General features: G+C 59.1%; 18 protein-coding genes. 9 read left to right on the forward strand and 9 right to left on the reverse strand.

The window, feature by feature from the left end:
* Window positions 1–390 (reverse strand): DUF456 family protein (locus tag NCN04_RS03180; protein ID WP_250395164.1); only part of this gene is annotated, 390 nt, incomplete at its 3' end.
* Complete coding sequence (rsmH, locus tag NCN04_RS03185; protein ID WP_048347391.1) at window positions 387–1,319, reverse strand: 16S rRNA (cytosine(1402)-N(4))-methyltransferase RsmH; 933 nt, start codon at window positions 1,317–1,319, stop codon at window positions 387–389. The genes rsmH (NCN04_RS03185) and NCN04_RS03180, both read right to left, overlap by 4 nt.
* 45 nt (window positions 1,320–1,364) lie before the next feature.
* Here rsmH (NCN04_RS03185) and NCN04_RS03190 point away from each other — a divergent pair, with 45 nt between their 5' ends.
* From NCN04_RS03190 to NCN04_RS03200, 3 genes are read left to right on the forward strand one after another with little or no spacing between them, the layout of a single operon-like run.
* Complete coding sequence (locus NCN04_RS03190) at window positions 1,365–2,549, forward strand: NAD(P)H-quinone oxidoreductase subunit H (RefSeq protein WP_048347392.1); 1,185 nt, start codon at window positions 1,365–1,367, stop codon at window positions 2,547–2,549.
* A gap of 17 nt (window positions 2,550–2,566) precedes the next feature.
* On the forward strand, window positions 2,567–2,968 hold the full coding sequence (locus tag NCN04_RS03195) for a DUF2752 domain-containing protein (protein ID WP_250395165.1): 402 nt from the start codon (window positions 2,567–2,569) through the stop codon (window positions 2,966–2,968).
* A gap of 39 nt (window positions 2,969–3,007) precedes the next feature.
* A complete protein-coding gene (locus NCN04_RS03200) occupies window positions 3,008–3,466 on the forward strand; it encodes an acyl-CoA thioesterase (protein WP_048347394.1) in 459 nt (152 codons plus the stop codon).
* Here the strand turns inward: NCN04_RS03200 and NCN04_RS03205 are convergent.
* From NCN04_RS03205 to NCN04_RS03220, 4 genes are all read right to left on the reverse strand, one after another.
* Window positions 3,463–3,654 (reverse strand): hypothetical protein, encoded by a 192-nt coding sequence (locus tag NCN04_RS03205; RefSeq protein WP_250395166.1) that lies wholly within the window; start codon window positions 3,652–3,654, stop codon window positions 3,463–3,465. The two genes, NCN04_RS03200 and NCN04_RS03205, sit on opposite strands and share 4 nt — an antisense overlap.
* 5 nt (window positions 3,655–3,659) lie before the next feature.
* Entirely contained in the window at window positions 3,660–3,938 is a 279-nt protein-coding gene (locus NCN04_RS03210) for a TM2 domain-containing protein (RefSeq protein WP_048347396.1), read from the reverse strand.
* A 4-nt stretch (window positions 3,939–3,942) separates the two neighbouring features.
* Window positions 3,943–5,142: an AMP-binding protein gene (locus tag NCN04_RS03215; protein ID WP_502988744.1), complete on the reverse strand. Its 1,200-nt coding sequence runs from the start codon at window positions 5,140–5,142 to the stop codon at window positions 3,943–3,945.
* Window positions 5,143–5,222: 80 nt separating this feature from the next.
* The gene (locus tag NCN04_RS03220; RefSeq protein WP_350223227.1) at window positions 5,223–6,158 is read right to left on the reverse strand and encodes an o-succinylbenzoate synthase; all 936 of its coding nucleotides are present in this window, start codon (window positions 6,156–6,158) and stop codon (window positions 5,223–5,225) included.
* Between NCN04_RS03220 and NCN04_RS03225 the strand changes: the two genes are divergently transcribed.
* The 4 genes from NCN04_RS03225 (at window position 6,045) to NCN04_RS03240 (ending at window position 8,623) form a co-directional block, all read left to right on the forward strand.
* Window positions 6,045–6,863, forward strand: a complete 819-nt coding sequence (locus NCN04_RS03225) for an enolase C-terminal domain-like protein (RefSeq protein WP_250395169.1) — start codon at window positions 6,045–6,047, stop codon at window positions 6,861–6,863. The two genes, NCN04_RS03220 and NCN04_RS03225, sit on opposite strands and share 114 nt — an antisense overlap.
* Before the next feature lie 80 nt (window positions 6,864–6,943).
* Window positions 6,944–8,143 carry an AMP-binding protein gene (locus NCN04_RS03230; RefSeq protein ID WP_502988744.1) on the forward strand — a complete coding sequence of 400 codons (1,200 nt, stop codon included), beginning with the start codon at window positions 6,944–6,946 and terminating at the stop codon, window positions 8,141–8,143.
* Between the two features lie 4 nt (window positions 8,144–8,147).
* Window positions 8,148–8,426 (forward strand): TM2 domain-containing protein, encoded by a 279-nt coding sequence (locus NCN04_RS03235; protein ID WP_048347396.1) that lies wholly within the window; start codon window positions 8,148–8,150, stop codon window positions 8,424–8,426.
* 5 nt (window positions 8,427–8,431) lie between these two features.
* On the forward strand, window positions 8,432–8,623 hold the full coding sequence (locus NCN04_RS03240) for a hypothetical protein (RefSeq protein WP_250395166.1): 192 nt from the start codon (window positions 8,432–8,434) through the stop codon (window positions 8,621–8,623).
* Here NCN04_RS03240 and NCN04_RS03245 read toward each other — a convergent pair.
* From NCN04_RS03245 to NCN04_RS03255, 3 genes are read right to left on the reverse strand one after another with little or no spacing between them, the layout of a single operon-like run.
* Window positions 8,620–9,078: an acyl-CoA thioesterase gene (locus tag NCN04_RS03245; protein ID WP_048347394.1), complete on the reverse strand. Its 459-nt coding sequence runs from the start codon at window positions 9,076–9,078 to the stop codon at window positions 8,620–8,622. The genes NCN04_RS03240 and NCN04_RS03245 overlap by 4 nt on opposite strands.
* Window positions 9,079–9,117: 39 nt before the next feature.
* The gene (locus tag NCN04_RS03250; protein ID WP_250395165.1) at window positions 9,118–9,519 is read right to left on the reverse strand and encodes a DUF2752 domain-containing protein; all 402 of its coding nucleotides are present in this window, start codon (window positions 9,517–9,519) and stop codon (window positions 9,118–9,120) included.
* 17 nt (window positions 9,520–9,536) lie between these two features.
* Entirely contained in the window at window positions 9,537–10,721 is a 1,185-nt protein-coding gene (locus tag NCN04_RS03255; RefSeq protein WP_048347392.1) for an NAD(P)H-quinone oxidoreductase subunit H, read from the reverse strand.
* A 45-nt stretch (window positions 10,722–10,766) separates the two neighbouring features.
* Between NCN04_RS03255 and rsmH (NCN04_RS03260) the strand changes: the two genes are divergently transcribed.
* Both rsmH (NCN04_RS03260) and NCN04_RS03265 read left to right on the forward strand, forming a co-directional pair.
* The gene (gene rsmH, locus NCN04_RS03260; RefSeq protein WP_048347391.1) at window positions 10,767–11,699 is read left to right on the forward strand and encodes a 16S rRNA (cytosine(1402)-N(4))-methyltransferase RsmH; all 933 of its coding nucleotides are present in this window, start codon (window positions 10,767–10,769) and stop codon (window positions 11,697–11,699) included.
* A partial coding sequence (locus NCN04_RS03265) for a DUF456 family protein (protein WP_250395164.1) occupies window positions 11,696–12,085 on the forward strand: 390 nt, incomplete at its 3' end. The genes rsmH (NCN04_RS03260) and NCN04_RS03265, both read left to right, overlap by 4 nt.

Here is a 12,085-nt window from a genome sequence, read left to right on the forward strand (position 1 = left end):
AACCCAGGTTTCCACCACCAAGGCCCCAAGCCAGGGGCCAAACAAGGCCCCAAGCAATGGACCGCCAAAGGGAAGGGCGGGTAGGAGGCCGAACACCCCTAAGAGCAGACCCACACCAGCCCCTGCTGCTGACCAACGGCTGGCCTTCAGGCGCATCGAAGCCAGGCCTAAAGCCAAGAGATCGGCAACAAGGCCCAGACCAAACAACAGCAAAGCGACAACGAGCTCAGGCCAGGCCTGTTGCCATCCGACAGCAACAATCCAAATCAAGCCACCCGCAGGAAGCCAGATCAAGCCTGGGAGCAGGGGCAAGAGCGTGCCCGGAATGGCCAGCAGCTGCACCAACAGCGCTATCCACCAGAACAAGCCGGGAGACCATGGGATGCTCATGACTCAGACCGAGCGGTGTCGGGCCTCCGTCTGGCAAGTCTCAGTTTTGCGCTGCGACTGCGCGGATTACCTGCCTGCTCCTGTTCTGAGGCCATCAACGGTTTGCGCGTGACCCGTTCAAGCCTCTCGTCTTGAAGAAAAGCGGTTTTGACCCGGCGATCCTCCAACGAATGAAAGCTGATGATCGCGAGGAGACCGTCAGGCTTCAGCCATCCAGGCGCTGTCTGAAGCAATCGGTCCAACACTCCCAATTCATCATTCACAGCAATCCGCAGCGCCTGAAAGGTGCGCGTGGCGGGATGAATCCGTCCCCGCCGGGCTTTCGGGGGGTAACAACCTGCCACGGCATAGGCCAACGCTGCCGTCCCGGAGTAGGCCCCAGCGGCCTCAAGATCCGCCTTGATTCGCCGAGCAATCCTGCGAGATAAACGCTCCTCGCCAAAGCCATAAATCAAGTCAGCGAGTTCATTCACATCCAGCCGCTCGATCAGCTCCGCTGCCGTTTCTCCTCCCGCCTCTGGGTTCATGCGCATATCTAAGGGACCGTCCAGCCGGAAGCTGAATCCTCTGGAGGCCACATCCAATTGGGGACTGCTCACCCCGAGGTCTGCCAGCACGAGCGCCACCGGTTCCTGGGGTTCAAACGCAGCAAAGTTGACCGGCACGATCTGGATGCGCTCAAGGAAGGACTCCAGCCTTGAAGCAGCAGCAGCCCTGGCCGAATGGTCCTGATCCAAACCAATTAAACGCACGCCAGGAAAACGTTCCAGGATGAGTTTGCTGTGACCACCACCACCCAACGTGGCATCAATCACAGCTGTGTTCTGCCAAAGGGATGGGGGTTGCTCAGACAAAACCTGCATCAGCGTTTCAGCCAAGACGGGCAGGTGACTGAACGTCACAGCAGAAGTCAGCGGGTGATCGGGCATCGGTCCTTCCTAAGATCCCGATAACGCAATGAACCTCGGCTCACCATGACGCAGCTGGAAACGCGCACCGAGCCGATGGTGGTGAACTTCGGCCCCCATCACCCCTCCATGCATGGGGTGCTGAGGCTCGTCGTAACCCTGGACGGTGAAGACGTTGTGGATTGCGAGCCCGTGATCGGCTATCTCCATCGCGGCATGGAGAAGATCGCCGAGAACCGCACCAACGTGATGTACGTGCCGTACGTGAGCCGTATGGACTACGCAGCGGGCATGTTTTACGAAGCGATCGTGGTGAACGCTCCAGAGCGGCTTGCCAACATCCCTGTGCCCAAGAGGGCTAGCTATATCCGGGTCTTGATGTTGGAGCTCAACCGGATCGCCAACCACCTGCTCTGGCTTGGCCCCTTCCTCGCTGATGTTGGTGCTCAAACACCGTTCTTTTACATCTTCCGTGAACGGGAGATGATTTACGACCTCTGGGAAGCCGCCACGGGTCAGAGACTGATCAACAACAACTATTTCCGGATCGGTGGTGTTGCCGCCGACTTGCCCTGGGGCTGGTTGGAAAAATGTAAGGATTTCTGCGATTGGTTTGGTCCAAAAATTGATGAGTACGAAAAACTCATCACCAACAACCCTATTTTCCGTCGCCGCATTGAAGGGCTCGGCGTCATCGGCAGAGAAGAGGCGATCAATTGGAGCTTGTCAGGTCCAATGCTGCGTGCCTCTGGTGTGCCTTGGGATCTCCGCAAAGTGGATCACTACGAGTGTTACGACGATTTCGATTGGGATGTGGCCTTTGAAAAAGAGGGTGATTGCTTCGCTCGCTATCGCGTCCGCATTGAAGAGATGCGTCAATCGCTGAAAATCCTGCGCCAAGCCTGCGACATGATTCCTGGCGGCCCCACAGAAAATCTCGAAGCTCAACGGATGGCAGGGGGCAAAGACAGTCCCTTTGCCGGATTCGACTATCAATACGTGGCCAAAAAAGTTGCGCCCACCTTCAAAATCCCCAATGGCGAGCTCTACACCCGCCTGGAATCAGGCAAAGGCGAAATCGGGGTGTTCATCCAGGGCAACAACGATGTCACCCCCTGGCGCTTCAAGATCAGGGCCGCTGACAGCAACAACCTCCAGATCCTTCCTCACATCCTGAAGGGACACAAAGTTGCCGACATCATGGCGATCCTGGGCTCGATCGACGTCATCATGGGATCCGTCGATCGCTGAACGATCTGAACCACATTGTGCGCCAACTTCGCCTGTCAGGGTTCTTCATCCCAACTGCTCTGACCGCTGTTCTGTGGTTCAAAGGACGCTATCCACAAGTCCCTGGCTGGGGCTGCCCTTTTCGAGCCCTTACAGGGATTCCCGGTCCTGGGTGTTACCTGACGAGAGCCACCTCAGCCGCTCTCACCGGCGACTTTCAGCTTGCCTTGGACTTCCATCTGTTTGGACCAATCGTGGCGGCAGCGTTGCTTGGCTGGAGCCTCATGGCTCTACGCAAGCGACGGCTCATCCCAATGCGTGTTGCTCTTGCACCGATGAGCATCATCACCTCAGCCTTCGTTCTGTATTGGCTGCTTCGGCTGGTGCTCAGCTATGGCTTTGGAGTCGTTGGTTCGCCAGGCTTTCCAGCAACAGGCTGAGCCCATCCACTGCGCTTCTCCGTCGCCTTCTCCATCACAGTGCCATCCTCCGACCACTGGCTTCAGCTCCAACGAAACGTCCGCTTTGGGGAGACCGATGCCGCCGGCGTCATGCATTTTTACCAGCTCTTTCGCTGGTGCCACGAAGCCTGGGAAGAGAGCCTCGCGCGTTATGGCATCGCCGCGGCCGCCATCTTCCCAGGCTGTCGAGATAACTGTCAGGTGCCAACCGTGGCTCTACCGGTGGTGCATTGCGAAGCCGATTTCCAACGGCCAGTGCATGGCGGCGATGAGCTGCGGATCCTTCTCGAACCTCAACGGCTCAACCCGGGCTGCTTCGAGGTGAAGTACCGCTTTCAGCTCGAGGATATGGATGTTGCTCGTGGTCTGATTCGACACCTAGCCATCGAGTCTGAAAGTCGCAGGCGGTGCGCCTTACCGGAACCCATCGATCTGTGGCTGGAAGCTTCAACCGTAGGGAGACTCGAACCGATCTAATTGCAGCGTCGTTGCGAAGACACAACAGTGATCGCCCACACCAATCCAGCGACCTGGAGCGGCAGCATGCAAGCCGCAATCACCAAAGGATGAAAGCCGTCATGCGCATGAGTGGATAAGGCTGTTCCACTCACGCCAGCTGCGATCGCGAGCAGCAAGGTGGTCGTTGATGGCCAAACACGGGGCATTGCCATCAGAACCAAGCCTTTTGCTGATCGAGATACATCTCCCGGAATTCGTCTGTGGATTTCGTGAGATAGATGATGCCTTCAATCATTCCAATCACTGACATCACACCAGTGGCGATGCCACAGGTCACAACACCACCCGCCAAACTCACCACCAACATGATGATTCCGGCGTTGTTGTACCCCAACACAAATTTGTGAATTCCGAATGAGCCCAAAAAAATGCCTAACAGACCTGCTGCCAGCTTCTTGTTGCTGATTTCAGTTTCCGACAGCACGGTCATGGACTTAGCGCAGAAGACTTGATTCTTGCGACTCCAACCATCCCTGCCAACGGCCCCGTTCCCATTTGCCCTCCAACGAAGGTTCAAGAACCGCGCATTCGAGCCATTGCATTGGCTGCTCGGCGGGTAGCCATCCTGAGGTGATCGAGCGCAGGGAGGCGTGCAGCGACGCCCAGCCCTCGGACTCGATCCAGCCATCACGGCAACGCACCAACGCCACCAAACGCTGCCCCCATTCCTGACTGGCAATCGGCAGAAGCAGCACTGCTTCCAACGGCAGTCCCTGCTCCTGGGCTTGATGCAGCAGGCGTTGGCTGAGCTGCTCAGGAAACACCGTTTCACCACCGGAATGGATGGCACCATCGATCCGGCCTTGTATCTGCACGTTTAGAGCCCCATCTCCTGCGGTGATCAAAGCGGCAGCATCTCCGCTGCACCACCAGCCCTCGGCATCCACAAGAGGGTCCAGCCGACCATCAAGCCAACGCGCGAGCGCCAAACGCCGCGTCCGCACCCTCAACACACCATCCCGATCCAGGTGCAGCTCCACATCATCGAGAGGTGCACCACATCCCCGCTGCCCCTCAAGAAAGCGATCGGGCGCCTGCGCCACCACCATCGCAGCTGTTTCCGTAGATCCATAACAAGGAGCAAGGCGAATCCCCAACTCGCGAGCACGCTCAGCAAGGGGGGCAGGAAGCCCGGCTCCTCCAACCCAAACCAGCGCCAAATGCCGCAACCACGCCACCCCCTCAGGGTGATCCAGCAACCGTTTGAGCTGGGTGGGCACTAAAGACACCGCAGCCGGTTTCTGGCCCCAACGCGGTAAGTCCAAACAGGTTGCCAGCAAGGACGGCGGATCTTTCATCAATGGCGGAGGGAGCGACACGTGCTGCGCGCCCCAAAGGCGACCGCGCCACCAGGGCATCAGGCCACTGATGTGATGAAGCGGCAGGGGGTTGAGCAAGATCAACCCCTCGGGGCTGAGCCCAATCCCCTCCAGCCACCGACCACACGCTGCCGCAGAGCGATCCAAGTGGGTCCAGGGCTGGAGGCACAAGCTGCGCCCCCCCTGGCTGCCACCACTGGCCAACACCACACCACCACCGAGCGGCCAATCAAAGGCAGAGCTTGAAGGGTCGCCATCGGCTTGACCCCCACCAGCCTGCACCGCTTGTAGGTGCACCCAAGCCCCCGCCTCCACCGCTTGCTGCAGGGCAGCGAAGGTCTCCCTAGTTCCCCCGGGCTGCACCACCAATGGCACCAGTGCCTGAAAGTCGGCGCTCACCCGCTCACCTCAGCTGCGGCCCAGACCTCTGCGGGATCGGAACTAAACAAGGGGCCAGCGGGACACCACCCCGGGGCCAGCCCAGGAGCCGCCGGTGTTTCCCCTTGAGCCTGAAGGGCCGCTAGATGCGCCAACCAACGGCCACCAATCCCGGTTTCAAACGTTGTACTCAGCATGAGGCGAGGCTTACCCCGAAGCAGATCCTGCAGGAGAGGCCTTGGGTCTCCCTCCAACAACGGACGGCGCACCTGCCAGCTCTGCCACTGATCGCGCCAGGTGGGATGGGCCTGCAAAGACTCATCCAGAGCGACCGGAACCACTGATGCGATGGTCTGAAGGCCCTCCCAATCATCAACCGCAAGCGGTTGCTCCAACCACTGCAAGCGTGGATCCCCGCGAAGCTTCTCCACCCATCGCCAAGCCTGAAGCCTGTCCCAGCCGCCATTGGCATCGAGCCTCACTCGAGCGGAAAAAGGAAGCTTGTCGAGCAGACCCTGCAGCAAGCACCACTCCTCCTCGAAGTCGCAGGCTGCCACCTTCCACTTCAGCGTGAAAGGCGAGTTGGAGTCCACAGAGGACAAAAGGCGATCCAGTGCATCCCGCATCGCGACTCCTGCCGGCAACAGGAACGCCGACGTTGGCGCCTGTAGCCAACCAGCAGAGGAGGCACTCCCCAGCTGGCCATCAAGCTCAGCCAGGGCAGCACCAAGGGCGAAAGCCAAAGCAGCTGGCACTGTTGCGAGCAAGTGTTCAAGGCTGCTGACAGTCCAGACCACTCCAGACTCCATCATCCGAACTAAGGCGGCCTGGCAAGCCTCATGATCTTCAGTCGCCAAGGGCGACACCTCTCCCCATCCAAGACGGCCGGCCGAGTCCTCCAAGCGCAACAACCACCCACAACGGTGCTGCAACACACCAGAGGCCGTCAGCAGCGGCTGGCTGAGCTTGATGGCCAGCTGGGGAGTGCCTCCTCTGCTGGTTGGCTACAGGCGCCAACGTCGGCGTTCCTGTTGCCGGCAGGAGTCGCGATGCGGGATGCACTGGATCGCCTTTTGTCCTCTGTGGACTCCAACTCGCCTTTCACGCTGAAGTGGAAGGTGGCAGCCTGCGACTTCGAGGAGGAGTGGTGCTTGCTGCAGGGTCTGCTCGACAAGCTTCCTTTTTCCGCTCGAGTGAGGCTCGATGCCAATGGCGGCTGGGACAGGCTTCAGGCTTGGCGATGGGTGGAGAAGCTTCGCGGGGATCCACGCTTGCAGTGGTTGGAGCAACCGCTTGCGGTTGATGATTGGGAGGGCCTTCAGACCATCGCATCAGTGGTTCCGGTCGCTCTGGATGAGTCTTTGCAGGCCCATCCCACCTGGCGCGATCAGTGGCAGAGCTGGCAGGTGCGCCGTCCGTTGTTGGAGGGAGACCCAAGGCCTCTCCTGCAGGATCTGCTTCGGGGTAAGCCTCGCCTCATGCTGAGTACAACGTTTGAAACCGGGATTGGTGGCCGTTGGTTGGCGCATCTAGCGGCCCTTCAGGCTCAAGGGGAAACACCGGCGGCTCCTGGGCTGGCCCCGGGGTGGTGTCCCGCTGGCCCCTTGTTTAGTTCCGATCCCGCAGAGGTCTGGGCCGCAGCTGAGGTGAGCGGGTGAGCGCCGACTTTCAGGCACTGGTGCCATTGGTGGTGCAGCCCGGGGGAACTAGGGAGACCTTCGCTGCCCTGCAGCAAGCGGTGGAGGCGGGGGCTTGGGTGCACCTACAAGCGGTGCAGGCTGGTGGGGGTCAAGCCGATGGCGACCCTTCAAGCTCTGCCTTTGATTGGCCGCTCGGTGGTGGTGTGGTGTTGGCCAGTGGTGGCAGCCAGGGGGGGCGCAGCTTGTGCCTCCAGCCCTGGACCCACTTGGATCGCTCTGCGGCAGCGTGTGGTCGGTGGCTGGAGGGGATTGGGCTCAGCCCCGAGGGGTTGATCTTGCTCAACCCCCTGCCGCTTCATCACATCAGTGGCCTGATGCCCTGGTGGCGCGGTCGCCTTTGGGGCGCGCAGCACGTGTCGCTCCCTCCGCCATTGATGAAAGATCCGCCGTCCTTGCTGGCAACCTGTTTGGACTTACCGCGTTGGGGCCAGAAACCGGCTGCGGTGTCTTTAGTGCCCACCCAGCTCAAACGGTTGCTGGATCACCCTGAGGGGGTGGCGTGGTTGCGGCATTTGGCGCTGGTTTGGGTTGGAGGAGCCGGGCTTCCTGCCCCCCTTGCTGAGCGTGCTCGCGAGTTGGGGATTCGCCTTGCTCCTTGTTATGGATCTACGGAAACAGCTGCGATGGTGGTGGCGCAGGCGCCCGATCGCTTTCTTGAGGGGCAGCGGGGATGTGGTGCACCTCTCGATGATGTGGAGCTGCACCTGGATCGGGATGGTGTGTTGAGGGTGCGGACGCGGCGTTTGGCGCTCGCGCGTTGGCTTGATGGTCGGCTGGACCCTCTTGTGGATGCCGAGGGCTGGTGGTGCAGCGGAGATGCTGCCGCTTTGATCACCGCAGGAGATGGGGCTCTAAACGTGCAGATACAAGGCCGGATCGATGGTGCCATCCATTCCGGTGGTGAAACGGTGTTTCCTGAGCAGCTCAGCCAACGCCTGCTGCATCAAGCCCAGGAGCAGGGACTGCCGTTGGAAGCAGTGCTGCTTCTGCCGATTGCCAGTCAGGAATGGGGGCAGCGTTTGGTGGCGTTGGTGCGTTGCCGTGATGGCTGGATCGAGTCCGAGGGCTGGGCGTCGCTGCACGCCTCCCTGCGCTCGATCACCTCAGGATGGCTACCCGCCGAGCAGCCAATGCAATGGCTCGAATGCGCGGTTCTTGAACCTTCGTTGGAGGGCAAATGGGAACGGGGCCGTTGGCAGGGATGGTTGGAGTCGCAAGAATCAAGTCTTCTGCGCTAAGTCCATGACCGTGCTGTCGGAAACTGAAATCAGCAACAAGAAGCTGGCAGCAGGTCTGTTAGGCATTTTTTTGGGCTCATTCGGAATTCACAAATTTGTGTTGGGGTACAACAACGCCGGAATCATCATGTTGGTGGTGAGTTTGGCGGGTGGTGTTGTGACCTGTGGCATCGCCACTGGTGTGATGTCAGTGATTGGAATGATTGAAGGCATCATCTATCTCACGAAATCCACAGACGAATTCCGGGAGATGTATCTCGATCAGCAAAAGGCTTGGTTCTGATGGCAATGCCCCGTGTTTGGCCATCAACGACCACCTTGCTGCTCGCGATCGCAGCTGGCGTGAGTGGAACAGCCTTATCCACTCATGCGCATGACGGCTTTCATCCTTTGGTGATTGCGGCTTGCATGCTGCCGCTCCAGGTCGCTGGATTGGTGTGGGCGATCACTGTTGTGTCTTCGCAACGACGCTGCAATTAGATCGGTTCGAGTCTCCCTACGGTTGAAGCTTCCAGCCACAGATCGATGGGTTCCGGTAAGGCGCACCGCCTGCGACTTTCAGACTCGATGGCTAGGTGTCGAATCAGACCACGAGCAACATCCATATCCTCGAGCTGAAAGCGGTACTTCACCTCGAAGCAGCCCGGGTTGAGCCGTTGAGGTTCGAGAAGGATCCGCAGCTCATCGCCGCCATGCACTGGCCGTTGGAAATCGGCTTCGCAATGCACCACCGGTAGAGCCACGGTTGGCACCTGACAGTTATCTCGACAGCCTGGGAAGATGGCGGCCGCGGCGATGCCATAACGCGCGAGGCTCTCTTCCCAGGCTTCGTGGCACCAGCGAAAGAGCTGGTAAAAATGCATGACGCCGGCGGCATCGGTCTCCCCAAAGCGGACGTTTCGTTGGAGCTGAAGCCAGTGGTCGGAGGATGGCACTGTGATGGAGAAGGCGACGGAGAAGCGCAGTGGATGGGCTCAGCCTGTTGCTGGAAAGCCTGGCGAACCAACGACTCCAAAGCCATAGCTGAGCACCAGCCGAAGCAGCCAATACAGAACGAAGGCTGAGGTGATGATGCTCATCGGTGCAAGAGCAACACGCATTGGGATGAGCCGTCGCTTGCGTAGAGCCATGAGGCTCCAGCCAAGCAACGCTGCCGCCACGATTGGTCCAAACAGATGGAAGTCCAAGGCAAGCTGAAAGTCGCCGGTGAGAGCGGCTGAGGTGGCTCTCGTCAGGTAACACCCAGGACCGGGAATCCCTGTAAGGGCTCGAAAAGGGCAGCCCCAGCCAGGGACTTGTGGATAGCGTCCTTTGAACCACAGAACAGCGGTCAGAGCAGTTGGGATGAAGAACCCTGACAGGCGAAGTTGGCGCACAATGTGGTTCAGATCGTTCAGCGATCGACGGATCCCATGATGACGTCGATCGAGCCCAGGATCGCCATGATGTCGGCAACTTTGTGTCCCTTCAGGATGTGAGGAAGGATCTGGAGGTTGTTGCTGTCAGCGGCCCTGATCTTGAAGCGCCAGGGGGTGACATCGTTGTTGCCCTGGATGAACACCCCGATTTCGCCTTTGCCTGATTCCAGGCGGGTGTAGAGCTCGCCATTGGGGATTTTGAAGGTGGGCGCAACTTTTTTGGCCACGTATTGATAGTCGAATCCGGCAAAGGGACTGTCTTTGCCCCCTGCCATCCGTTGAGCTTCGAGATTTTCTGTGGGGCCGCCAGGAATCATGTCGCAGGCTTGGCGCAGGATTTTCAGCGATTGACGCATCTCTTCAATGCGGACGCGATAGCGAGCGAAGCAATCACCCTCTTTTTCAAAGGCCACATCCCAATCGAAATCGTCGTAACACTCGTAGTGATCCACTTTGCGGAGATCCCAAGGCACACCAGAGGCACGCAGCATTGGACCTGACAAGCTCCAATTGATCGCCTCTTCTCTGCCGATGACGCCGAGCCCTTCAATGCGGCGACGGAAAATAGGGTTGTTGGTGATGAGTTTTTCGTACTCATCAATTTTTGGACCAAACCAATCGCAGAAATCCTTACATTTTTCCAACCAGCCCCAGGGCAAGTCGGCGGCAACACCACCGATCCGGAAATAGTTGTTGTTGATCAGTCTCTGACCCGTGGCGGCTTCCCAGAGGTCGTAAATCATCTCCCGTTCACGGAAGATGTAAAAGAACGGTGTTTGAGCACCAACATCAGCGAGGAAGGGGCCAAGCCAGAGCAGGTGGTTGGCGATCCGGTTGAGCTCCAACATCAAGACCCGGATATAGCTAGCCCTCTTGGGCACAGGGATGTTGGCAAGCCGCTCTGGAGCGTTCACCACGATCGCTTCGTAAAACATGCCCGCTGCGTAGTCCATACGGCTCACGTACGGCACGTACATCACGTTGGTGCGGTTCTCGGCGATCTTCTCCATGCCGCGATGGAGATAGCCGATCACGGGCTCGCAATCCACAACGTCTTCACCGTCCAGGGTTACGACGAGCCTCAGCACCCCATGCATGGAGGGGTGATGGGGGCCGAAGTTCACCACCATCGGCTCGGTGCGCGTTTCCAGCTGCGTCATGGTGAGCCGAGGTTCATTGCGTTATCGGGATCTTAGGAAGGACCGATGCCCGATCACCCGCTGACTTCTGCTGTGACGTTCAGTCACCTGCCCGTCTTGGCTGAAACGCTGATGCAGGTTTTGTCTGAGCAACCCCCATCCCTTTGGCAGAACACAGCTGTGATTGATGCCACGTTGGGTGGTGGTGGTCACAGCAAACTCATCCTGGAACGTTTTCCTGGCGTGCGTTTAATTGGTTTGGATCAGGACCATTCGGCCAGGGCTGCTGCTGCTTCAAGGCTGGAGTCCTTCCTTGAGCGCATCCAGATCGTGCCGGTCAACTTTGCTGCGTTTGAACCCCAGGAACCGGTGGCGCTCGTGCTGGCAGACCTCGGGGTGAGCAGTCCCCAATTGGATGTGGCCTCCAGAGGATTCAGCTTCCGGCTGGACGGTCCCTTAGATATGCGCATGAACCCAGAGGCGGGAGGAGAAACGGCAGCGGAGCTGATCGAGCGGCTGGATGTGAATGAACTCGCTGACTTGATTTATGGCTTTGGCGAGGAGCGTTTATCTCGCAGGATTGCTCGGCGAATCAAGGCGGATCTTGAGGCCGCTGGGGCCTACTCCGGGACGGCAGCGTTGGCCTATGCCGTGGCAGGTTGTTACCCCCCGAAAGCCCGGCGGGGACGGATTCATCCCGCCACGCGCACCTTTCAGGCGCTGCGGATTGCTGTGAATGATGAATTGGGAGTGTTGGACCGATTGCTTCAGACAGCGCCTGGATGGCTGAAGCCTGACGGTCTCCTCGCGATCATCAGCTTTCATTCGTTGGAGGATCGCCGGGTCAAAACCGCTTTTCTTCAAGACGAGAGGCTTGAACGGGTCACGCGCAAACCGTTGATGGCCTCAGAACAGGAGCAGGCAGGTAATCCGCGCAGTCGCAGCGCAAAACTGAGACTTGCCAGACGGAGGCCCGACACCGCTCGGTCTGAGTCATGAGCATCCCATGGTCTCCCGGCTTGTTCTGGTGGATAGCGCTGTTGGTGCAGCTGCTGGCCATTCCGGGCACGCTCTTGCCCCTGCTCCCAGGCTTGATCTGGCTTCCTGCGGGTGGCTTGATTTGGATTGTTGCTGTCGGATGGCAACAGGCCTGGCCTGAGCTCGTTGTCGCTTTGCTGTTGTTTGGTCTGGGCCTTGTTGCCGATCTCTTGGCTTTAGGCCTGGCTTCGATGCGCCTGAAGGCCAGCCGTTGGTCAGCAGCAGGGGCTGGTGTGGGTCTGCTCTTAGGGGTGTTCGGCCTCCTACCCGCCCTTCCCTTTGGCGGTCCATTGCTTGGGGCCTTGTTTGGCCCCTGGCTTGGGGCCTTGGTGGTGGAAACCTGGGTT

Origin of the sequence: Synechococcus sp. MU1655 (assembly GCF_023630655.1) — a bacterium.
Lineage (GTDB): Bacteria > Cyanobacteriota > Cyanobacteriia > PCC-6307 > Cyanobiaceae > Synechococcus_C.

What these genes read in the sequence shown, in the direction of transcription:
- rsmH (WP_048347391.1), bottom strand. Translation starts at nt 1,319, where the DNA reads ATGCCCGATCACCCGCTGACTTCTGCTGTGACGTTCAGTCACCTGCCC.
- NCN04_RS03190 (WP_048347392.1), top strand. Translation starts at nt 1,365, where the DNA reads ATGACGCAGCTGGAAACGCGCACCGAGCCGATGGTGGTGAACTTCGGC.
- NCN04_RS03205 (WP_250395166.1), bottom strand. Translation starts at nt 3,654, where the DNA reads ATGCCCCGTGTTTGGCCATCAACGACCACCTTGCTGCTCGCGATCGCA.
- NCN04_RS03210 (WP_048347396.1), bottom strand. Translation starts at nt 3,938, where the DNA reads ATGACCGTGCTGTCGGAAACTGAAATCAGCAACAAGAAGCTGGCAGCA.
- NCN04_RS03225 (WP_250395169.1), top strand. Translation starts at nt 6,045, where the DNA reads ATGATCTTCAGTCGCCAAGGGCGACACCTCTCCCCATCCAAGACGGCC.
- NCN04_RS03235 (WP_048347396.1), top strand. Translation starts at nt 8,148, where the DNA reads ATGACCGTGCTGTCGGAAACTGAAATCAGCAACAAGAAGCTGGCAGCA.
- NCN04_RS03240 (WP_250395166.1), top strand. Translation starts at nt 8,432, where the DNA reads ATGCCCCGTGTTTGGCCATCAACGACCACCTTGCTGCTCGCGATCGCA.
- NCN04_RS03255 (WP_048347392.1), bottom strand. Translation starts at nt 10,721, where the DNA reads ATGACGCAGCTGGAAACGCGCACCGAGCCGATGGTGGTGAACTTCGGC.
- rsmH (WP_048347391.1), top strand. Translation starts at nt 10,767, where the DNA reads ATGCCCGATCACCCGCTGACTTCTGCTGTGACGTTCAGTCACCTGCCC.